The organism is uncultured Bradyrhizobium sp. (assembly GCF_947648125.1).
Taxonomy (GTDB): domain Bacteria; phylum Pseudomonadota; class Alphaproteobacteria; order Rhizobiales; family Xanthobacteraceae; genus Bradyrhizobium.
The window spans coordinates 13,617-34,627 of sequence record NZ_CANSMR010000047.1; the positions used below are offsets into that span (position 1 = coordinate 13,617).

The window sequence follows — 21,011 nt, forward strand, 5'->3', positions numbered from 1 at the left end:
GAACCGGCGAGCCGTGCAACCGACCCGCGCGAGGGACCTGTGTAATGGTTGATGTCGCATTCCAATCCAGCCGCACAGCTGCCGCTCAGGCAGGGCGAAGGCGCGCCGGCCTGCGCAACGCGCTGCGGCGCAAGTCGATGTCGGCGTTCCTGATGACGCTGCCGCTGATCCTCCTGATCGCGGTGCTGGTGATCTATCCAGCCCTCTATTCCCTGCATCTGGCGACGCTGAACAAGGCGATGACGAAGTTCGTCGGCTTCGGCAATTTTGAGTTCCTGTTCAAGCGCGAAACCTTCTGGCTGGTGGTCAAGCAGTCCTGCATCTTTGCGATCTCGGCGGTGGTCTTCAAGGCGCTGATCGGCTTCATCGTCGCGCATTTCGTGCACAACGTCCCCGCCAACAAGCAGCGCAAGTGGCGCGGCATGCTGCTGGTGCCATGGGTGATCCCGCCGGCGATGAGCACGCTGGCCTGGCTGTGGCTGTTCGACCCGTCCTACAGCGCCTTCAACTACACGCTTTCCTTCTTCGGCATCGGCCCGATCCCGTGGACCGGCGATGCCATGTGGGCGCGCTTCTCGGTGATCCTGGTCAACGTCTGGTACGGCGCGCCGTTCTTCATGATCATGTATCTGGCGGCGCTAAAATCGGTGCCCGAGCAGCTCTATGAAGCGGCCGCTATCGACGGCGCCAATTGGTGGCAGCGCATCTGGTACGTGACCCTGCCGATGATGCGCAACATCATCGCGATCACCACGCTGTTCTCGCTGATCGTGACCTTCGCCAATTTCGACATCGTGCGCATCCTGACCGCGGGCGGGCCGCTCGACCATACCCACATCTTCGCCACCTGGGCGTTCCGCGTCGGCATCGAGGGCAGCGATATCCCGCTCGGCGCCAGCGTCTCGCTGTTCATGGTGCCGATCCTCGCGGTCGCGGCGATCTTCATCCTGCGCGACATCACCAAACGCGGGAATGAATCCTGATGAGCACGGTGACGATCGACAAGTCGGGGCCGACCCGCAAGATCAAATACGGCAGCATGAGCCGCGACCGGACCTGGGCGCTGCGCTGGTCCTACTTCTTCCTGACGCTGTTTGCGATCTTCTCGCTGGTTCCGCCGTTCTACATGCTGATCACTTCGCTGAAGAGCAGCGCGGAGATTTCCGCGGCGACCAACCCGTGGTGGGTATATCATCCGACGCTCTCCAACTACGTTGAGTTGCTGACCTCCAATCAGTTCCTGCGCTTCTTCTGGAATTCGGCCTGGGTCTCGATCATCGTGGTCACGATCACGATGCTCATCAGCGTGCCGGCGGCCTTTGCGCTGGCGCGGATGAAGTTCTGGGGCTCGGCGACGCTCGCGACCGGGGTGTTCCTCACCTATCTTATCCCGGACAGCCTGCTGTTCATCCCGCTGTTCAAGATGTTTGCCGTGTTCGGCGACTGGACCGGCATTCAGCTGGTCAACCGCTGGTACGTGCTGCTGTTCATCTATCCGACGCTGACGGTGCCGTTCTGCACCTGGATCATGATCGGCTATTTCGCCTCGATCCCGAAGGAGCTCGACGAGGCCGCGATCATCGACGGCGCCAGCTGGTTCCAGACCCTGACCCGGATCTTCATCCCGGTCGCCCTGCCCGGCCTGATCGCGGCGACAATCTTCGCCTTCACCGTCTCCTGGGCCCAATTCCTCTACCCCCTGGTGTTCACCACCTCGACCGATCAGCTCGTGCTGCCCGTCGGCATCATCACGACGCTGATCAAGGGGGACGTCTTCAACTGGGGACAGATCATGACCGGCGCCCTGCTCGGCGCCGCGCCGCCGCTGATCATCTACGCCTTCCTGATGGACTACTACATTGCCGGCCTGACCGCCGGTGCGACAAAGGGTTGAACGCGACAAAGGTAGGATTCATGGCCGACGTCAGTTTGCGCAAGGTGGTGAAACGTTACGACGAGGTCGAGGCGGTGCGCGGCATCGACCTCGATATCGCCGACCATGAGTTCGTGGTGCTGGTCGGGCCGAGCGGCTGCGGCAAGTCAACGACCCTGCGGATGATCGCCGGCCTCGAGGACATCTCCGACGGCGATATCATGATTGGCGGCGACGTCGTCAACGACGTGCCGCCGAAGGACCGCGACATCGCGATGGTGTTCCAGAACTACGCGCTGTACCCACACATGACCGTCGCCGAGAACATGTCGTTCGGGCTGCGGCTGAAGCACTACCCCAAGGCCGAGATCAAGACCCGGGTGACGGAAGCCGCCCGCATGCTCGACATCACCGACCTGATCGACCGCAAGCCGAAGCAGCTCTCCGGCGGCCAGCGGCAGCGCGTCGCGATGGGACGAGCGATCGTGCGCAACCCGAAGGTGTTCCTGTTCGACGAGCCGCTGTCCAATCTTGACGCCAAGCTGCGCGTGCAGATGCGGATCGAGATCAAGAAGGTGCACCAGAAGGTCCGTACCACGACCGTCTACGTCACCCACGACCAGGTCGAGGCGATGACGCTGGCTGACCGCGTGGTGGTGATGAACCACGGCAAGATCGAGCAGATCGGCACGCCCAACGAGCTCTATCACAAGCCGGCGACCCGGTTCGTCGCAAGCTTCATCGGCTCGCCCGCGATGAACTTCGTGCCGTGCCGCCTCGAGGACGTCGGCGGCAAGCTCAACGTGCGGCTGACCGATCGCCTCTCCTTCCCGCTGCCGCCGGCGCGCGCCGCCCGCTACCAGGGCCTCCCCCGCACCGACAAGCTGCTGCTGGGTCTCCGGCCCGAGCATGTCATGGAGGCCCGGCCGCATGCCGAGCCCGGCATCGAGCCGTTCGACGCGATGCTCGACGTCACCGAGCCGATGGGCATGGAGACGCTGGTCTACTTCACGCTCGAGGGCTCCCAGCTCTGCGGCCGGGTCAATCCCAATGCCGGCGCGCAGGATGGCAGCCCGCTCCGATTGGCTGTGGACCTTAACAATATGCATTTGCTAAACGAGGTGACCGGCGCCGTGCTTTGACGGCGCACAAGAAACCTCAAGGGCAGGAAATGGCTACCAACAAGAAGAAGATTTTCATCACCCAGACTCTTTCTCCGGAGGCACGGGTCCTCCTCAACGAGCGGGATGATGTAGAACTCGTCGAATTTCCCAACCTGATCTCGGCCAAGGACTTCCAGGTGATGCTGGAGCAGCATGCGCCGGTCCACGGGGTGGCGCTGGGCGCTACCCGGTTCGGCGAGGCGGAGCTCGAGGCCTCCAAGGGCATGTTGGTGGTGACTCGGATCGGCGTCGGTTATGACGCGGTCGACGTGCCGGCGCTGTCCCGCCGCAAGGTGCCGCTGATGGTCGCAGGCACCGCGAACTCGCCGTCGGTCGCAGAGCACGCCGTGTTCATGATGCTGACGCTGGCCAAGCGCGCGCAGGAAATGCACGCGATGGTCAAGGAAGGCACCTGGGCGAGCCGGCTCGGCGTGCTGCCGTTCGACCTCTACGGCAAGACGGTCCTGATCGTCGGCTTCGGCCGCATCGGCACCCGCACCGCCAAGCGCTGCCTCGCGATGGAAATGAACGTGCTGGTCTACGATCCCTACAAGGCGGCCAGCGAGATCACCGCGGCCGGCTTTGAGGCGGTGCCGAGCCTCGAAGCGGCGCTGCCGCGGGCGGATTTCGTCACGATCCATTGCCCGAAGTCGCCCGAAACGGTCGGCCTGTTCAACGCCGCGCGGATCAGGCTGATGAAGCCGACCGCCTATCTCATCAACACCGCCCGCGGCGGCATCGTGGACGAGAAGGCGCTGCACGACGCGCTGGTGTCGGGCAAGCTCGCCGGCGCCGGCCTCGACGTGTTCGAGGTTGAGCCTCCGCCAGTCGGCCAGCCGCTGCACGCTTTGCCAAATGTGATCATGGCACCGCATGTTGCGGGTGTGACCGTCGAGGCCGTCGATCGGATGAGCGAGCAGACCGCGCGCAATATCCTGAGCGTGCTGGACGGCAATCCGCTGCGCCAGAACGTGATCAATCAGGACGTCCTCGGCTGAGCTTTCAGCCTTCCTCGTTTGCGCCGCGGCCGATCCTGCGAGGTCGGCCCGGCGATGCGGAGCATGCACATGGCTTTCAAGGAATTCGGCAACTACGATGCGGTCGGTCTCGCCGAGCTCGTCCGCAAGAAGGACGTCACGGCAAAGGAACTGCTCGACGAGGCGATTTCGCGCACCGCCGCCCTCGATCCAAAGATCAACGCGGTCGTCGTCAAGCACTACGACTACGCCGAGCGCCAGATCGCCAAGGGATTGCCTGACGGCCCCTTCACCGGCGTACCGTTCCTCCTGAAGGATCTCGACCTGCTCGAGGGCACCCGCACCACGTCAGGCGCCAGCCTGCTGAAGGACTTCGTCGCCGATCACAATAGCACGTTGACCCAGCGCTTCCTCGATGCGGGTCTTGCGATCTTCGGCAAGAGCGCGAGCCCGGAGTTCGGCCTGATGCCGACGACGGAATCCCGCCTGTTCGGCCCGACCCGCAATCCCTGGAATCTCGACCATTCCTCCGGCGGCTCGTCCGGCGGCGCGGGGGCTGCGGTCGCGGCGCGCATCCTGCCCGTCGCGCATGCCAGCGACGGCGGCGGCTCGATCCGGATCCCCGCCTCCGCCTCCGGCGTGTTCGGCATGAAGCCGACGCGTGCCCGCAACCCATGCGGTCCCGATCGTGGCGAAGGCTGGGGCGGCTTCTCTGTCGGCCATGTGCTGAGCATCAGTGTCCGCGACAGCGCCGTCATGATGGATGCGATCCATGGTCCGGAGCCGTCGAGCCTCTATGTCGCACCGCCGCCGGAGCGGCCGTTTTCCCAGGAGGTCGGCCGCGACCCCGGCCATTTGCGCATCAGCTTCACCGACAAGTCGCCCTATGGCGATGCGATCGATCCCGAGATCGCAGCGGCAGTCCGCGACATCGCCAAGCTGCTCGCGGGCCTCGGCCACCATGTCGAGGAGCGCGCACCGCCGCTTGCCGCCGATCCCGCCGCGGTCATGACGACAATCGTCGGCGGCAACACGGCGCTGACCATCCGCCTGCTCGAACAGCGCGTCGGCCGCACGCTGACGTCGGACGATGTCGAGCGGCTGACGCTCGCCAGCGGCCAGAACTCGGTCAAGATGACCCCCGCCGACTATGTCGCCGCGCAGCTTGCGGCGTTCCAGATCTCACGCGGGCTCGCGACCTTCTTTGAGGGCTGCGACATCTTCCTCAGCCCGACGCTGTGCGCGCCGCCGCTTCGCATTGGCGAGCTGAACACCATGTCCGAGGACCTGAGCCACATCGCGCCAGTGCTGCGCCGCTACATGCCGGGCACCTCGATGTTCAACATGTCCGGGCAGCCGGCAATGTCGGTGCCGCTGGCCTGGAACAAGGCCGGTCTGCCGCTCGGCATGATGTTCGCGGCCAAGCTTGGCAAGGAAGGACTGCTGTTTCGCCTGGCCGGCCAGCTCGAACAGGTTCGTCCCTGGAAGGACCGGCGTCCGCCGGTTTGCGCCGCCTAGCTCGATCGGACGCGACAAAGGGCAGTCCAATCAGCTAGATAGGAAGGGCGTCGGCACGATTCCGCCGGCGTCATGCCTGGGAGACCGAACCGTGAGTGACCCGACCGACAATGCGCTCGCCGCAATCGCGAGCATTCTCGATCAGACGACGACACCTCCCGAGAAGTCCAAATCGTCCGACGACAAGTCGACCGACAAGACCGCCGACAAGGCATCCGAGCCTGCCGAGGAGCCGCCGGTCTCGATAGCGATGCCACCGCCTCTGCCGTCGTCCGTCGAGGTCGTTACCGTCGAGACGGTGTCCATCAATACCGTGCCTGTGGAGACCGCGCCTGCCGAGCCGACGACGGACGAGCCGCCGCCGATCGAGGAGCCCGAGCTACTGGTCGAACAATCTGAGCCGAGTGAGACCGAGCTGAGCGAACCCGAGCCGAGCGTGCCGGAGCCGGAGCCGATCCAGCCGCCCCAGCCGATCGAGGCCAACGGCTATTCAAAGTCCGGTCCCGGTCCGATGGCCGCGCTGCGCTTCCACTGGACGGTGCGTGAGGACGACGGCCGATACTATGTCGACGAAACCGTCGGCGAAGGAGCAACCCCGCTGGTCAACGGCCCGATGGACAGGGACGCCGCGATCAAATTCGTCGACGATCGCGAGGCCGAAGCGCGACAGCGCTTCGAGCAATTCAAGCACGAGATCGTCAGCCGCACGGCGGCCGCCCTTCGGGCAAGCAGGGACCGCCACGAGGCCTGAAACGCGATACGTGCTCACGGGCATCGCAAAAGCGGATGGAGAGAACTTGATGTTTCGCGCGCTGGCCGGCCTCGCTCTCGCTTTGCTCATTTCTGCCGCGCAAGCGCAGCAGGCGCCGTCCCGGCTCGATGAGATCGTCAAGCGCGGCACACTGCGCGTCGGCATGACCGGCGACTACCTGCCCCTCACCGCGCTCGACAAGGAGACGAAGGCGTTTCGCGGCTTCGACGTCGACATGGCGCAATCGCTCGGCAAGGCGCTCGGCGTCAAGGTCGAGTTCGTGCCGACATCGTGGCCGCAGATGACCAGGGATTTCGAGGCCGACAATTTCGACATCGCGATGGGCGGCGTCTCCATCACCTTCGATCGGCAGAAGAAGGGTCTGTTCTCGACGCCGATCATGCGCGAGGGCAAGACGCCGATCGCGCGCTGCGCAGACAAGGGCAAGTTTGAGACCATCGCCGAGATCGACAAGCCCGGCACCCGCGTCATCGTCAATCCCGGCGGCACCAATGAGCGCTTTGCGCGCGCCAACGTGAAGACCGCCGACATTCGTGTCTTCAACGACAACACCAGGATCTTCGACGAGATCGCCAAGGGCGACGCCGACCTGATGATGACCGACGCGTCCGAGACGCGCTATCAGCAGAAGCTGCATCCCGGCGTGCTCTGCGCCGTGCATCCCGACAAGCCGTTCGACTTTGCGGAAAAGGCCTACTGGATGCAGCGCGACGTCGCGTTAAAGGCGTTCGTCGACCAGTGGCTCCACATCGCGCACGAAGACGGCAGCTACGCGAAGATCTATGCCGCGTGGTTTGAATAGGCTGCGTCAAGTTTGCTGCTCGCGTGCCGCAAATTAATGCGCACGGCCTGAAACCAGATCGAGATCCGGTGATTTGAACCTAGGGCGCGAGGGCACGACTCATGTTCTGACCGTGACTTGGGGCACGTTCAGCGAGGCGGCCACCAAATAGCCTCGCGAACGGGATTCCCTGCACTGGAGGTCGAGATGAAGAAGCTTCTGGCGATCGCCACGCTCGTGCTGGCGAGCACGGCGACAGCGCAGGCGCAATACACGTTCGATTACGGCGGCCGTACCATTCGCATCGATCCGGATCGCGGAACGGTTTCGATCCCGGGTGTCTATGACAACACCGGCCGCAGCACCAAGCGCGCCAAGCGTAAGGACGCCGAGCAGAAGCACGAGACGGCCAAGGAGCCCACGGCGGCTTCTCCGTCTATGCCTGCCACGCCGCCAGCGGCCGCTGCATCACCCTCTCCGGCTGCCGTTGATCAGGCCGCTGCGCCGACGCCGACAGCAACAACGACGGAGCCTGCCAACGCGAGCGTTGCGCCAGCTCCGGCCACGGAGGCGACCGCCCCGCCGCCGCCACCCGCGCCGCCAGTTGCGCAGCAAAGCACCGCGCCGGCGGCGGCAAAGCCAGCCCCAGCGCCGACGGTCGGCGCCGTGTCGCCTGCACCCAAGCCGGCAGCGAACCCCGTGCAAGCAGCCAATTCGCCGCTCGGCGTCTGGCTGACCGAAGAGAAGGAAGGCAAGGTCCGCATCGAGCAATGCGGCGCCAATCTCTGCGGCTACTCGGTCGACAAGAAATCGAACGCCAACGGCGAGCAGGTTCTTATCAACATGAAGCCGGGCAAGGACAAATGGAGCGGCCGCATCTTCGATCCCAACAGCGGCAGCACCTACGATTCCACCATCGCAGTGAAGAGCCCCGACACGCTGCGCGTCCAGGGTTGCGCATTCGGCGGCATGTTCTGCGGCGGCCAGACCTGGACGCGGGTGAATTGATCGACGAGGAATCGTAGCCCGGATGGAGCGCAGCGAAATCCGGGATTGTCACCGCAGGAGAGATCGCCCCGGATTGCGCTTCGCTCCATCCGGGCTACGCAAGGAACAAAAAAAGCCCCGCTTACGAGCGGGGCTTTTCCGTTGGCCAGCAGCGACCGCACCTCAGCCCAGCTTGCCGTTATATTCCTCGTCGGTGACGTGCTCCATCCAGGTCGAGAACACGCCGTCGAGCGCCTCCTGCATGGCGATGTGGGTCATGCTGTTGTCCGGCGAGGCGCCGTGCCAGTGCTTCTCGTTCGGCGGGATCCAGACGACGTCGCCCGGGCGGATTTCCCGGATCGGCCCGCCCTTGGCCTGCACGCGGCCGATGCCCGAGATCACGTACAGCGTCTGCCCGAGCGGATGGGTGTGCCAGGCGGTGCGCGCGCCTGGCTCGAACGACACGCGCGAGGCGTTCAGCCGGGCCGGTGCCGGCGCCATGTTGATCGGATCCTGCAGCACGCTGCCGGTGAAGTGCTCCTTCGGCGCGCGGCGGGTCGGCCGCGAGCCGGAAACGTGGATATCCATGGGGTTACCTCCCTCTCTTGACGTTATTTCTTGGATGCGGCGTAGCGTGCCTTGGTCTCGGCGTTCATCGGATACAGGCCCGGCAACTGGGCGCCATTGTTCACCTCGTTGACGATCCAGGCTTCCATCCGTTCCTGCTCGGGTCCCTCGGCCAGCACCTGGTCGAGGAAGGCCTGCGGGATCAGCACCGCGCCGTCCTGGTCGGCCACCACCACGTCGTTCGGAAATACGGCAACGCCGCCGCAGCCGATCGGTTCGCCCCAGCCGACGAAGGTCAGGCCCGCGACCGACGGCGGCGCGGCGTAGCCGTCGCACCACACCGGCAGGCCGGTGCCGAGCACGCCCTCGACGTCGCGCACCACGCCATCGGTGATTAGCGCCGTTACCCCGCGCTTGACCATGCGGGCGCAGAGGATGTCGCCGAAAATGCCGGCATCGGTGATGCCCATCGCATCGACCACGGCAATGCAGCCCGTCGGCATCGCCTCGATCGCAGTGCGGGTCGAGATCGGCGACGACCAGGATTCCGGCGTCGCCAGGTCCTCGCGGGCCGGCACGAAGCGCAGCGTGAAGGCCGGTCCGACCAACCGCTTCTGCCCGGGCTTCAAGGGCTTGGTGCCGCGCATCCAGATGTTGCGCAGGCCCTTCTTGAGCAGGACCGTGGTGATGGTGGCGGTGGACACGTGCGACAGCGTCGCGATCGCTTCGGCGGACAGTGACATCTGGAAAGCTTGCTCCGATGGGAGGAAAAGACCGGCGCATGTTGCCGGGCGAAGGCCCTGCGTCAAGGGCTCCTCGAAAAACCTGCGATCATCCAAATTTATCGCCGGCATGCCGATTAATTTATTGAAGTTGCTGCATCATTTTGCACGAAGCGAATTCCGTTTTGAATCGAAACACGCTAGCTTGATGGCCGACCCAATCTGCTTGAGCCGATGGCCGAACCCTTAACTCCTCCCCGCCTTTTGCCGAGTGGCGACAGCGCCATCACGGTGGAATTCAGCCGCACCATCGATGACACCGCCAACCGGCGGGTGCTCGCGCTCGACCGCGTAATTGCCGCCGAGCCGATCGCCGGCATCACCGAGACCGTGCCGACCTACCGCTCGCTGCTGGTGCATTACGATCCCGTGCAAATCACCTTCGATGCGCTCGGCGAGCAACTGCTTGCGCGCGCCGCCAAGGCACCGCCGACCGAAAGCGGAACGCGGCGCTGGCGGATCCCGATCACCTATGGCGGCGAGCACGGCATCGATCTCGAGGATGTGGCGAAGGCACTCCAGACCACGCCAGATGAAATTGTCGCGCGCCACGCCGCCGGTGACTATCGCGTCGCCATGATCGGCTTCACGCCCGGCTGGTCCTATCTCAGCGGGCTCGACAAGTTCCTGCATATGTCCAGGCGCAAGGAGCCGCGGCTCGTGACCCCCGCCGGCACCATCTCGATCGGCGGCATCCAGACCGGCGTACAGTGCCTCGCCGGCCCGAGCGGCTGGCACCTGCTTGGCCGCACCCCGGTGCGAACCTACCAATTGCATCGCGATCCGACCTTCCTGCTGGAGCCGGGCGATGCCGTCACCTTCACGGCAGTGGATGCCAAGACCTTTGCCGAGCAGGACCGCGCCGCCGAGGCCGGCGCGTTCGTCGCAGAACTGGTGACGCCATGAGCAAGCTCGTCGTCACCTCGATCGGCCCGGCCAGCTCGGTACAGGACGGCGGACGCCCGGGCTCGCAGCGCTACGGTCTGACGCCGAGCGGCGCGATGGATCGGCTTTCGCTGGCGGCCGCCAATACGCTGGTCGGCAATGAGCCGTTTGCCGCCGTGGTCGAGATCGGCCCGTTCGGTGCTACCTTCACCGCGCGCGGCGGTGCCGTGCGCATCGGGCTCGCCGGCGCATCGCGCAATGCGGATATCGGTGGCCGGCCGGTCGCCTTCGACAGTTCGGCAACGCTCGCCGAAGGTGAGACGCTCAATCTCGGTTTTGCGCGCGGCGGCTCGTTCAGCTATCTCGCGATCGAGCACGGCATCGAGGGCGAGCCGATGTTCGGCAGCCTCGCCGTCAACGCCCGGGCCGGGCTCGGCAGCCCCTACCCGCGGCCGCTGCAAAGCGGCGACGAATTGAAGACGAAAGCTGCGAGCGGCGCCGCCGAGCGCCGCATCGAATTGCCCGCCGCCACCGAAGCGCCGATCCGCATCGTGTTCGGCCCGCAGGACGACGAGTTCACCGCGGACAACAAGAGGCTGTTCCTCGACAGCGAATGGAAGATCTCGGCCACCAGCGACCGCATGGGCTACCGGCTCGAAGGGGCCGTCATCAAGCACAGCGACGGGCACAACATCGTCTCCGACGGCACCGTCAACGGCAGCATCCAGGTGCCCGGCAACGGCCAGCCGATCGTGCTGATGCCGGACCGCGGCACCAGCGGAGGCTATCCAAAGATCGCGACCGTGATCACGGCCGATCTTGGCCGCTTCGCGCAGATCTCCGCCGGCCGGCCATTCCGCTTCAAGGCCGTGACGATGGCGGAAGCGCAGGCCGAGGCGATCAAGTTCCACGCGCTGCTGCATTCCCTGACCGATCGCCTCCGCGGCATCGACGATTTTGGCCTCAACATCGAGGCGCTGCGGGATGCGAATGTCGCGGGTCAGGCCATCAGCGCCATCGATGTGACGACCTGGCAAGTTGCGCTACCCTGAATCAGATACGAACAACGGATCGATCGTCATGACTTCAACCATCGACCTCAATTGCGATCTCGGCGAAAGTTTCGGCCCCTGGGAAATGGGTAATGATGCCGCGATGATCGAGCTTGCGACCTCGGTCAACGTCGCCTGCGGCTTCCATGCCGGCGACGCCGACATCATGCGCAAGACTGTCGAGCTCGCAAAGGCGCGCGGCGTCAGCGTCGGCGCCCACCCTGGGTATCGCGACCTGCATGGTTTTGGCCGCCGCCCGATGCCGGGGCTGACATCCTCCGAGATCGAGAACCTGATCGCCTATCAGATCGGCGCCCTGCAGGCGATCGCAACCGCGGCCGGCCACAAGGTCACCCATGTGAAGGCACACGGCGCGATATCCAACGTCGCCTGCGAGGACGACATGACCGCACGCGCGATCGCCAATGCGATCAAGGCGGTCGACCGCAATCTCATCTTCGTGGTGCTCGCCAACTCCAAGCTGGTGCGCGCCGGCGAAGCCGCCAATCTGCGGATGGCGCATGAAGTGTTTGCCGACCGCGCCTATGAGGACGACGGCAATCTGGTGTCGCGCAAGAAGCCCGGCGCGGTGCTGCACGATCCTAAGGCGATCGCCGAGCGCGTGGTGCGGATGGTGCAGGATGGCGCGGTCGTCTCGGTCACCGGCAAGGTGATCAAGATGCAGACCGATACCGTCTGCATCCATGGTGACACCCATGGCGCCGTCGAGATCGCGCGTGGTCTGCGCGAGGCGCTGAGCAAGGCCGGCATCACGGTCGCGCCGTTCAAGACCGGGCACTGAGCAGTGAACACATGGAGCAGCAAGGGCCGGCTGCCGCGCCGGCCCTTTTAGATTCCGTTAAGAATCTTCTTAAACCCAAACTTGCCGTTTTGATTGCTAGGTGCAGCTTCCGAGCCTTTGATTGTCCTCTCAGGAAAATTGGGTACGAAAGCATGTTCCGCACCAGCCTCTCCCTCGCAATTGCTGCGGTGGCCACGGCCGCCTTCACCAGCGCGGCCTCCGCCGGCTGCTACAGCTGCTATACGCCGCCGCCCCAGCCCTGCACGACTTGCTATCAGGTGCAGACCGTGCCGCCGCAGTATCGCACCGTGCAGGAGACCGTGATGGTGTCGCCGGGCCGCGTCATCGCGCATCGCACGCCGGCGCAGTATCGTACCGTGATGGTGCCGAAGACCGTGATGGTCGCGCCCGAAGGCGTCGCCTATGAGCGCATCGCGCCGCAATACGCCACCCAAGAGCGCACGCAGATGGTCTCGCCGGGCTATTCCTACTACGCGCCGGTCCAGCCGACCTGCAACACCTGCGGCGGTGGATATGGCTACGGCTATGGATATGGTCACGGCTACGGCTACTGAGCCGTCAGCATCCAGCCAACACAAAGCCGCCGCCCGAGGTCATCAGACGGCGGCTTTTCAATTCGCTGAGTAGCTCAGAACGGGTGGACGGACAGCGTGCCGAACACGATGGCCGCGATCACCGCGAAGGCGCTGTAGAGCGCCGCAGTGTGAATGCCTGTCCCTGACTTCCTTGAAATGTGTCGCGCGTAAAAGTGCAGGCGGGCTTCCGCCGATAGCTCGCGCATGGTCGATCTCCAACGCCCCATTCTCGGGCATATGGAATATCGTTCGCGCGCGGATTCAAGCGGGCGCCAGAAATAGCGATGCCGCCGCCTTCGGGAACAGGGTTCCGAGAGGAATATTCTTTCTCGCGCGCTGGCCCGAGAATCTTATTCGTTGCAATTCGAGGCGTCGGGAACCCGCGCCGGTCCTTCAATAACCGAAAATCTCGAAAACAACCCCATGCAAAGTAGCCGGAGGTCGATGGCTGAGGCGCGGCCGCTGCGTTGCGCTCAGGGCTTCCAGCGCCCGATCTTGAAGGCCGCCAGATGGCCGGGAATGTCGTTCGGATCGAACGGCGGACCAGCGAACGCGCCGATGGCGTTCGATGTGTCAGCCGGGCGCCCGGCTGCGGCGTCGTGGAGGTCCGGCCTGAACACCGCCATGGCCGCCTTCAGCGCCTCCGGCCGGTAAGGTGTCTGGCCCCAGCGAACCATCTGCGCGTAGAGCCAGGCCGCCTGCCCCGGGTCCGGCCGCGCGGCCGCCTCGCGCCCGACCAGCAAATACCGATTGCTTTCGCGCATGGTGCCGTCGGGCAGGATCTTCAGCCGGCCATCGAGTGTGCGCTGGATGACGCTGGCGTCGACGCCGAGCCGCTCGGGCTGCGCCAGCATGCGCGCGACCTCGGGCCGGTTTTCCGGCTGCTCGATGAACTCCGCGGCGCGCAGATGCGCGCGCATCAGCGCGGCCACGACGTCGGCATGCTTCTCCGACCAGCTCTGGCGCACCGCCAGCACCTTCTCCACCGCGCTGAGCAGGATGTCGGAGACGAAGTGCAGGATGTGGCCGACGCCGAGATCGACTGCGATCGAATTCCAGGGCGCGCCGACGCAGAACGCGTCGACATGCCCGTTGGCAAGACTGTCCACCATGTAGGGCGGCGGCAGCACCACGAGCTGGACGTCCTCGTCAGGATCGACGCCGCCGGCAGCCATCCAGAACCGCAATTGATAATTGTGGGTCGAGAACGGAAAGGTCATGCCGAAGGTCAGCGGCTCAGCCCCGCTCTTCCGCCGTTTTGCAACCACGCGCGCGAGCGCCCGTGCGGTCGCCATCGGATCGAAGCGGTCGCCGTCGAGTTCCTCCAGCAGCGCGGCGTGCAGCGCCGGCGATACGGTGATGGCGTTGCCGTTGAGCCCGAGATTGAAGGGCGCTGCGATCGGCACCTTGACGTGACCGAGCCCAAGGCTCGAGGCGATGGCCACCGGCGCCAGCAGATGCGCGGCGTCGAACAGGCCGATGTTGAGCTTGTCGCGGACGTTCGACCACGACACTTCCCGTACCAGCGTGACGTCGAGGCCCTCGGCCGCGGCAAACCCCTTGTCGACTGCGACGATCAGGGCGGCAGCGTCCACCAGCGGAATGAATCCGATGTGCAGGGGTGTGGTCATTTCAAGAGCTCCGACGCCGTCAGGATCGATTGCGCGATCTCCCCGATCTTCTTCTTCTCGCGCATCGCGGTCGAGCGCATCAGCACGTAGGCCTCTTCCTCGGTCAGCCCCTTCACCTTCATCAGGATGCCCTTGGCCCGGTCGATCACCTTGCGCTCCTCCAGCGCATGCTTGGTACGGTCGAGCTCATCCTGCAGTTTGGCGAAGGCATTGAAGCGGGATACGCAGAGATCGAGGATCGGCTTCATCCGCTCCTTCTTGAGGCCATCGACGATGTAGGCGGAGACGCCCGCCTCCACCGAGGCCTGGATCGAGGCGGCGTCGCTCTGGTCGACGAACATCGCGATCGGGCGGCGGACCGCACGGCTGACCTGGAACATTTGTTCCAGCACGTCGCGGCTGGGGTTCTCGAGGTCGATGACGATGATCTCGGGATCGAGCGCATAGATCCGCGACAGCAGGCTCTGCATCTCGCTGATGTGGACCACGTCCGTATAGCCGGCCTCCCGCAGCCCCTCCTCCAGGATGGCCGCACGGATCGGGCTCTCGTCGACAATGACGATCTTGGGAGACGATTCAGCGCTCATCGACCACTCTTAAAGCCCGGCAACAACCATCCATATCACGCCGGGGCGGTGCGGAAAGGGTTGTAATTCTCGGCAATTGGGACTAGCTCCTGCCCATCAATCGGGCAGATTCAGAGATATGCAAGAGGCCGCTACGCCGAAAGTGAGCTTTGTGTCCTTGGGGTGCCCCAAGGCGCTGGTCGATTCCGAGCGCATCATCACCCGGCTGCGCGCGGAGGGCTATGAGCTCGCGCGCAAGCATGACGGCGCCGACATCGTCATCGTCAACACCTGCGGCTTCCTCGACAGCGCCAAGCAGGAATCGCTCGCGGCGATCGGCGAGGCCATGGCCGAGAACGGCAAGGTCATCGTCACCGGCTGCATGGGCGCCGAGCCGGAGCAGATCGAGAGCGCCTATCCCGGCGTGCTGTCGATCACGGGACCGCAGCAATATGAGAGCGTGCTGGACGCCGTGCACCGCGCGCTGCCGCCGGCGCACAACCCGCATGTCGATCTGGTGCCGCCGCAGGGCGTCAAGCTGACGCCGCGCCACTACGCCTATCTGAAGATTTCCGAAGGCTGCAACAACCGCTGCAGCTTCTGCATCATCCCGAAGCTGCGCGGCGATCTGGTGTCGCGGCCGGCCAATGACGTGCTGCGCGAGGCCGAGAAGCTGGTGAAGGCCGGCGTCAAGGAATTGCTCGTGATCTCGCAGGACACCTCAGCCTATGGCGTCGACCTGAAATACGCCGAGAGCCCGTGGCAGGATCGCAGCGTGCGCGCAAAATTCTTCGATCTCGCCAAGGAGCTCGGCGAGCTCGGCGCCTGGGTGCGGCTGCAATATGTCTACCCCTACCCGCATGTCGACGAGGTCATCGGGCTGATGACCGAGGGCAAGGTGCTGCCTTATCTCGACATCCCATTCCAGCATGCGAGCCCCGACGTGCTGCGCGCGATGAAGCGCCCGGCCGCCCAGGAGAAGACGCTGGGACGGATCCAGAAGTGGCGCGAGCAGTGCCCGGAGTTGACGCTGCGCTCGACCTTCATCGTCGGCTTCCCCGGCGAGACCGATGCCGATTTCGCCTATCTGCTCGACTGGCTCGATGAAGCCGGGATCGATCGCCTCGGCTGCTTCAAATACGAGCCGGTCGCCGGCGCCGCGTCGAACGCGATCGGAAATGCGGTGCCCGACGAGGTCAAGCAGGAGCGCTGGAATGCGCTGATGGCGCGGCAGCAGAAGATTTCGGCAAGGCGCCTCAAGCGCAAGGTCGGCACCCGGCAACAGGTGATCATCGACGAGGTCGGCCCGACGGTCGCCAAGGGCCGATCAAAGGCCGACGCGCCCGAGATCGACGGCGCCGTCTATCTCACCAGCCGCCGCCCGCTCAAGGTCGGCGAGATCGTCACCGCGAAGATCGAGCGCGCCGACCAATACGACCTGCACGGCAGCGTCGCCGGATTCTGAACGCGCCTCACACGCAGTCCGCGCCGCGGCGAGCGCGGGATCCGATCACCTCCCGCTTGACACCATCGGCCTGTCGGCTGTATGGCCCTGCGCCATGAAGCTGAACCGGACCCACCGTCGCGCCATCTGCCGTCGTCGCACCCGCGACGATGCTGGGCTACGCCGTGTCCGACGCCATCGCTGATTAGCTAGAATCAGCCAAGGTTTTCGAGAAGGCCGCGCCCCCAAAGCGCGGCCTTCTTGCTTTTCGGCCTGCCCTTAATCCCCACACCGACTCCAGAGGAGAACGACATGACCAACGCTACCCATCCGTTCGATGCGCTGATGGACATCACCGCTCGTCCCGAGGTCGTGTTCGTGCGCGGCGCAGGCTCGTATTTGTGGGACGCCAACCGCAACCGCTATCTCGATTTCGTGCAGGGCTGGGCCGTGAATCCGCTCGGCCACTCGCCGGTCATCGTGGCCGACGCGCTGGCTGCGCAGGCCAGACGGCTGCTGACGCCGAGCCCGGCGTTCTACAACGAGCAGAGCCTGAAGCTGGCCAAGCTGCTGGTCGATAAGAGCTGCTTCGATCAGGTGTTCTTCGCCAATTCCGGCGCCGAGGCCAATGAGGGCGCGATCAAGCTCGCGCGCAAATATGGCGCCAAGTACAAGAACGGCGCGCATGAGATCATCACCTTCGAAGGCGGCTTCCACGGTCGGACGCTCGCGACCATGTCGGCCTCGGGCAAGAAGGCGTTCGAGCCGCTGTTCGAACCGAAGGTCTCGGGTTTCCGGAAAGCGCGGCTGAACGACATCGAGTCGGTGCGGCAGCTGATCACGTCGTCGACGGTCGCCGTCATGCTGGAGCCGATCCAGGGTGAAGCCGGCGTGTGGCCGGCGACCGACGCGTTCCTGCAAGAGCTGCGGGCGCTGACCCAGCAGCGTGGCCTGCTCTTGATCGTCGACGAGATCCAGACCGGCATGGGCCGGACCGGAAAGCTGTTCGGCTATGAGCACGCCGGAATTGCGCCCGACATCATGACGCTCGGCAAGGGCATCGGCGGCGGCGTGCCGCTCGCGGCGCTGCTCGCGACCGAGCATGCCTCGTGCTTCGATCACGGCGATCAGGGCGGCACCTTCAACGGCAACCCTCTGATGTGCGCCGCGGGGCTCGTCGTGCTCGACAAGATCGGCCAGCCCGATTTCCTGAAATCGGTGGTCGATGCCGGTCTGCTGCTCGAGCGCGAATTGCAGCGGCTGTCGGCGCGGCACGGGCTCGGCGAGATCAGAGGCCGCGGCCTCCTGCTCGCGCTCGATCTCAAGATGCCGATCGGTGCGGCCGTCGTCGCCGAGGCGTTCGCGGCCGGCGTGCTGGTCAACTCGCCGCAGCCCGACACGCTGCGCTTCATGCCTGCGCTCGACGTCACGCGGGAGGAGATTTCCGCGATGATCGATTGTCTGGATGGGGTGCTGACGAAGGTCGGTGCGGCCAGACGTGTGGCGTAACGCTCCCACGTCCGTCATTGCGAGGAGCGAAGCGACGAAGCAATCCACCCGTCCCCGGGTGGAGAGGTGGATTGCTTCGCGGAGCCTGTCATCCGGCGGCGCTTTGCGCCGACCGGGTGGCTGGCAATGACGGCGGAAACTACGGCCGCAGAATCGCAGCGCCCGTGGTCGCCCGGCTCTCCAGATCGATATGCGCCTTGGCGACGTCCTTGAGCGCATAGGCGTGGTTGATCGGCACGTGCAGCTTGCCGTTGATCACAGCCGCGAACAGCGTGTCGGCGCCTTCGAGCAGCTCCTTGCGGGTGCCGACATAGTCGTTGAGCTTCGGCCGCGTCGCGAACAGCGAGCCGTGGTTGTTGAGCTCGGCGAGCGGGAACGGCGGCACCGGACCCGAGGCGTTGCCGAACGAGACGAACAGGCCGCGTGGCCGCAGGCACGACAGCGATCCCGGGAAGGTCGTCTTGCCGACGCCGTCATAGACGACGTCGCAGAGCTCGCCGCGGCTGATCTGCTTGACGCGTTCGACGAAGTTCTCCTCGTTGTAGAGGATGACGTGGTCGCAGCCATTGGCGAGCGCGATATCGGCCTTCGCCTTCGAGCCGACGGTGCCGATGACATGCGCGCCGAGCGCGTGGGCCCACTGGCAGGCCAGCAGCCCGATGCCGCCCGCCGCGGCATGGATCAGCACCCGATGGCCCTGCTCGACCTTGAAGGTCTTGTGCAGGAGATACCAAACCGTGAGGCCCTTGAGCATCAGCACGGCGCCCTGCTCGTACGTGATGTGGTCAGGCAGTTTCACAAGTTTGTCCGCCGGGATGACGCGCTCCGAGGCGTAACCGCCGAGGTTGTAGTAGTAGGCCACCCGATCGCCGGGGTGGAAATTGGTCACGCCGGGGCCGACGGCCAGGACCTCGCCCGCGGCCTCGTTGCCGGCGATGAACGGCAGGCCGGGCGCCTTATAGAGGCCGGTGCGGAAATAGACGTCGATGAAGTTCAGCCCGACCGCATGCTGGCGGATGCGGACCTCGCCGTTCCCCGGCGCCCCCACCTCGACATCCTCATAGGTCAGGACCTCCGGGCCCCCCACCTTGTGCACCCGCACAGCCTTGGTCATGTCGTCGCTCCCTCAGATCTCAGCGTCAAACGAGCGAATGCCATCGGCGCCGGCTTGTCAACCAAGCGGCCGGAACCGGGGCTACAGCATGATCCGGAAAAGTGCGAAGCGGTTTTCCCTCGCGACAAACGCCTAGCGTTTGCGCGGAGATCATGCCCATTAGCGCGCCGGCTTCATGCGGTTGCGCCGGGCCAGCACGTTGAACATCTCGACCGCGGCCGAGAATGCGATGGCGAAATAGATGTAGCCGCGCGGGATGTGGAATTTGAAGCCGTCGGCCACCAGCGCCACGCCGATCAGCACCAGGAATGCCAGCGCCAGCATCTTGGTGGTCGGATGCTCCGCGACGAACCGCGCCACCGGTCCCGACGAGACGTACATGATGATGCACGCGATCACGACCGCCGCGATCATGATCTCGAGGTCCTGCGCCATCCCGATCGCGGTGATGATCGAATCCAGCGAGAACACCAGATCGATGATGATGATCTGCACGATCACCCAGAAGAACGCGCTGGCGGTCGGCTTGTCGTCGGCCTCCGCATCGCGCGCCTCGACCTCGCCATGGATCTCGTGGGTTGCCTTCGCGATCAGGAACAGGCCGCCGCCGATCAGGATGATGTCGCGCCACGACAGCGCGACACTCTCGATGGTGATCACCGGCTGCGTCAGCCCGATCAGCCAGACCAGGACGCTGAGCAGGATGATGCGGAACACCAGCGCCAGCAGCAGGCCGATTTGCCGCGCGCGGTTGGCCTGCGGTTGCGGAATCCGCGCGACGAGCACCGACAGGAAGATGACGTTGTCGATGCCGAGCACGATCTCGAGCGCAGTCAGGGTCAGCAGCGCCGCCCAGGCTTCCGGGCTGGTGATCAGTTGCATCATGCTCTGAAGGCTTTCATCCGGCGGATCAAGGTATCGCTGCCGACGATGTAGACGGCGATCGCGCAGAGGCCGAAGGTGATCGGGGCTCCGACCACGAAATCGTTGGCGAGCGTGTACATGCCGAGCAGCGCCCAGGCGCCGAGCAGCCACAGCGTGAGCCAGCGCAGTCGCACCACACGGAACGGGTGCAGCACATGGAACGGCGCAAAGGTCAGCACGATCAGCAGCGCGACCACGATCGTCGACAGCACCGGCGGCAAATGCAGCAGGAACAGATAGAACGCCGCCGCATTCCACAGCGCCGGGAAGCCGCGGAAATGGTTGTCGTCGGCCTTCATGCGGCGGTCGGCGAAATACAGCGCACTCGAGACCACGATGCCGATGCCGAGCACCGGCGCGGCGAGCGGCAGCAGCATGCCGCTCGCGGTGATCGCATAGGCCGGCACGAACACATAAGTGACGAAATCGACCACCAGGTCGAGCACCTCGCCCGACCAGTTCGGCTGCAGCCGTACCACGTCGAGCCGGCGCGCCAGCGGGCCGTCGATCCCGTCGATGATCAGCGCGACCCCGAGCCAGGCGAACATGTTGGCCCAGTGCTCGCGCACCGCCTCCAGCATCGCCAGCAGCGCGACCCCGGCGCCGAGCGCCGTGAAAATATGAACGGAGAATGCGGCGGTCCGCATCCGTTCTGGCAACGCATCCGGCTGGCTCGAGTGCTCCATTGGCCGAGTGCTATCAGGAATCGGCCCCTTTTGCATATGCAGTCTTGCGGCGTTCCGCCGCGCAAAGCGTTGGAAACTCTTGGTGGTTACCGATGGCTTGAAAATCGGGCCAGGCATGTCAAATGTCCTGATATGACCGACAGCTCGCAGGATTATGACGTTATCGTAATAGGCGGTGGTCCGGCCGGATTGACGGCTGCGATTGCCCTCGCCGACGCCGGCGCGCGCGCCGCCCTCCTGGCGCGCCGCGCGCCCTATGCCGACAACCGCACCACCGCGCTGCTCGGCGCCTCGACCGAGATCCTGGAGCGGCTCGACGTCTGGCGGCGCTGCAGCGAAAGAGCCGCGGCGCTCAAGACCATGCGCCTCGTCGACGACACCG

23 protein-coding genes are annotated in these 21,011 nt (G+C 65.0%); 15 read left to right on the top strand and 8 right to left on the bottom strand.

Translation table 11 applies throughout. The annotated features are described in order from the left end of the window. The first annotated feature begins 44 nt into the window (after positions 1 to 44). The 8 genes from Q0030_RS38700 to Q0030_RS38735 all read left to right on the top strand — a co-directional run bounded on the left by Q0030_RS38700 (position 45) and on the right by Q0030_RS38735 (position 8,092). Complete coding sequence (locus Q0030_RS38700; RefSeq protein WP_298379834.1) at positions 45 to 983, top strand: sugar ABC transporter permease; 939 nt, start codon at positions 45 to 47, stop codon at positions 981 to 983. After that, a complete protein-coding gene (locus Q0030_RS38705) occupies positions 983 to 1,894 on the top strand; it encodes a carbohydrate ABC transporter permease (protein WP_298379837.1) in 912 nt (303 codons plus the stop codon). The genes Q0030_RS38700 and Q0030_RS38705 overlap by 1 nt, the downstream gene beginning before the upstream one ends. Positions 1,895 to 1,914: 20 nt before the next feature. Continuing rightward, positions 1,915 to 3,015 (top strand): sn-glycerol-3-phosphate ABC transporter ATP-binding protein UgpC, encoded by a 1,101-nt coding sequence (gene ugpC / locus Q0030_RS38710; RefSeq protein WP_298379839.1) that lies wholly within the window; start codon positions 1,915 to 1,917, stop codon positions 3,013 to 3,015. 29 nt (positions 3,016 to 3,044) lie between these two features. Beyond that, positions 3,045 to 4,034 (top strand): hydroxyacid dehydrogenase, encoded by a 990-nt coding sequence (locus Q0030_RS38715; RefSeq protein ID WP_298379843.1) that lies wholly within the window; start codon positions 3,045 to 3,047, stop codon positions 4,032 to 4,034. Between the two features lie 69 nt (positions 4,035 to 4,103). Further along, entirely contained in the window at positions 4,104 to 5,531 is a 1,428-nt protein-coding gene (locus Q0030_RS38720; RefSeq protein WP_298379845.1) for an amidase, read from the top strand. Positions 5,532 to 5,622: 91 nt separating this feature from the next. After that, positions 5,623 to 6,282 (top strand): hypothetical protein, encoded by a 660-nt coding sequence (locus tag Q0030_RS38725; RefSeq protein WP_298379848.1) that lies wholly within the window; start codon positions 5,623 to 5,625, stop codon positions 6,280 to 6,282. Between the two features lie 49 nt (positions 6,283 to 6,331). Further along, the gene (locus Q0030_RS38730) at positions 6,332 to 7,105 is read left to right on the top strand and encodes a transporter substrate-binding domain-containing protein (RefSeq protein WP_298379851.1); all 774 of its coding nucleotides are present in this window, start codon (positions 6,332 to 6,334) and stop codon (positions 7,103 to 7,105) included. 186 nt (positions 7,106 to 7,291) lie between these two features. Beyond that, entirely contained in the window at positions 7,292 to 8,092 is an 801-nt protein-coding gene (locus tag Q0030_RS38735) for a DUF2147 domain-containing protein (RefSeq protein ID WP_298379854.1), read from the top strand. 162 nt (positions 8,093 to 8,254) lie between these two features. Here the strand turns inward: Q0030_RS38735 and Q0030_RS38740 are convergent, their stop codons facing one another. Next, entirely contained in the window at positions 8,255 to 8,659 is a 405-nt protein-coding gene (locus Q0030_RS38740) for a cupin domain-containing protein (protein WP_298379857.1), read from the bottom strand. Between the two features lie 23 nt (positions 8,660 to 8,682). Continuing rightward, positions 8,683 to 9,381 carry a ribonuclease activity regulator RraA gene (locus tag Q0030_RS38745; RefSeq protein ID WP_298379861.1) on the bottom strand — a complete coding sequence of 233 codons (699 nt, stop codon included), beginning with the start codon at positions 9,379 to 9,381 and terminating at the stop codon, positions 8,683 to 8,685. Positions 9,382 to 9,594: 213 nt separating this feature from the next. Between Q0030_RS38745 and pxpB the strand changes: the two genes are divergently transcribed. The 4 genes from pxpB (at position 9,595) to Q0030_RS38765 (ending at position 12,734) form a co-directional block, all read left to right on the top strand. Then, positions 9,595 to 10,326, top strand: coding sequence for a 5-oxoprolinase subunit PxpB (pxpB, locus tag Q0030_RS38750; RefSeq protein ID WP_298379863.1), 732 nt, complete (start codon positions 9,595 to 9,597; stop codon positions 10,324 to 10,326). Continuing rightward, positions 10,323 to 11,357: a biotin-dependent carboxyltransferase family protein gene (locus tag Q0030_RS38755; protein WP_298379865.1), complete on the top strand. Its 1,035-nt coding sequence runs from the start codon at positions 10,323 to 10,325 to the stop codon at positions 11,355 to 11,357. Before pxpB ends, Q0030_RS38755 begins: the two co-directional genes overlap by 4 nt. Positions 11,358 to 11,385: 28 nt before the next feature. Then, positions 11,386 to 12,159, top strand: coding sequence for a 5-oxoprolinase subunit PxpA (locus tag Q0030_RS38760; protein ID WP_298379867.1), 774 nt, complete (start codon positions 11,386 to 11,388; stop codon positions 12,157 to 12,159). A gap of 152 nt (positions 12,160 to 12,311) precedes the next feature. Then, positions 12,312 to 12,734, top strand: a complete 423-nt coding sequence (locus Q0030_RS38765; RefSeq protein WP_298379869.1) for a hypothetical protein — start codon at positions 12,312 to 12,314, stop codon at positions 12,732 to 12,734. 74 nt (positions 12,735 to 12,808) lie between these two features. Here Q0030_RS38765 and Q0030_RS38770 read toward each other — a convergent pair whose 3' ends face one another. From Q0030_RS38770 to Q0030_RS38780, 3 genes are all read right to left on the bottom strand, one after another. Beyond that, entirely contained in the window at positions 12,809 to 12,961 is a 153-nt protein-coding gene (locus Q0030_RS38770; RefSeq protein WP_171947587.1) for a hypothetical protein, read from the bottom strand. A 267-nt stretch (positions 12,962 to 13,228) separates the two neighbouring features. Further along, positions 13,229 to 14,386, bottom strand: a complete 1,158-nt coding sequence (locus Q0030_RS38775) for a CmpA/NrtA family ABC transporter substrate-binding protein (protein WP_298379875.1) — start codon at positions 14,384 to 14,386, stop codon at positions 13,229 to 13,231. After that, positions 14,383 to 14,973, bottom strand: a complete 591-nt coding sequence (locus Q0030_RS38780) for an ANTAR domain-containing protein (RefSeq protein ID WP_028332037.1) — start codon at positions 14,971 to 14,973, stop codon at positions 14,383 to 14,385. The genes Q0030_RS38775 and Q0030_RS38780 overlap by 4 nt, the downstream gene beginning before the upstream one ends. 118 nt (positions 14,974 to 15,091) lie before the next feature. On the opposite strand from Q0030_RS38780, the gene rimO reads away from it, so the two are divergent. Both rimO and Q0030_RS38790 read left to right on the top strand, forming a co-directional pair. After that, positions 15,092 to 16,417, top strand: coding sequence for a 30S ribosomal protein S12 methylthiotransferase RimO (gene rimO / locus Q0030_RS38785; RefSeq protein ID WP_298379880.1), 1,326 nt, complete (start codon positions 15,092 to 15,094; stop codon positions 16,415 to 16,417). A 291-nt stretch (positions 16,418 to 16,708) separates the two neighbouring features. Then, positions 16,709 to 17,905: an acetylornithine transaminase gene (locus Q0030_RS38790; RefSeq protein WP_298379883.1), complete on the top strand. Its 1,197-nt coding sequence runs from the start codon at positions 16,709 to 16,711 to the stop codon at positions 17,903 to 17,905. A 139-nt stretch (positions 17,906 to 18,044) separates the two neighbouring features. On the opposite strand, the gene Q0030_RS38795 is transcribed toward Q0030_RS38790, so the two are convergent. The 3 genes from Q0030_RS38795 to pcsA form a co-directional block, all read right to left on the bottom strand. Further along, on the bottom strand, positions 18,045 to 19,019 hold the full coding sequence (locus Q0030_RS38795) for a quinone oxidoreductase (protein WP_298379886.1): 975 nt from the start codon (positions 19,017 to 19,019) through the stop codon (positions 18,045 to 18,047). 159 nt (positions 19,020 to 19,178) lie between these two features. Beyond that, a complete protein-coding gene (locus Q0030_RS38800; protein WP_298379889.1) occupies positions 19,179 to 19,904 on the bottom strand; it encodes a TerC family protein in 726 nt (241 codons plus the stop codon). Further along, the gene (gene pcsA / locus Q0030_RS38805) at positions 19,901 to 20,629 is read right to left on the bottom strand and encodes a phosphatidylcholine synthase (protein WP_298379892.1); all 729 of its coding nucleotides are present in this window, start codon (positions 20,627 to 20,629) and stop codon (positions 19,901 to 19,903) included. Before pcsA ends, Q0030_RS38800 begins: the two co-directional genes overlap by 4 nt. A gap of 132 nt (positions 20,630 to 20,761) precedes the next feature. Here pcsA and Q0030_RS38810 point away from each other — a divergent pair. After that, on the top strand, positions 20,762 to 21,011 hold a 250-nt coding region (locus Q0030_RS38810), incomplete at its 3' end, for an FAD-dependent oxidoreductase (RefSeq protein WP_298379895.1).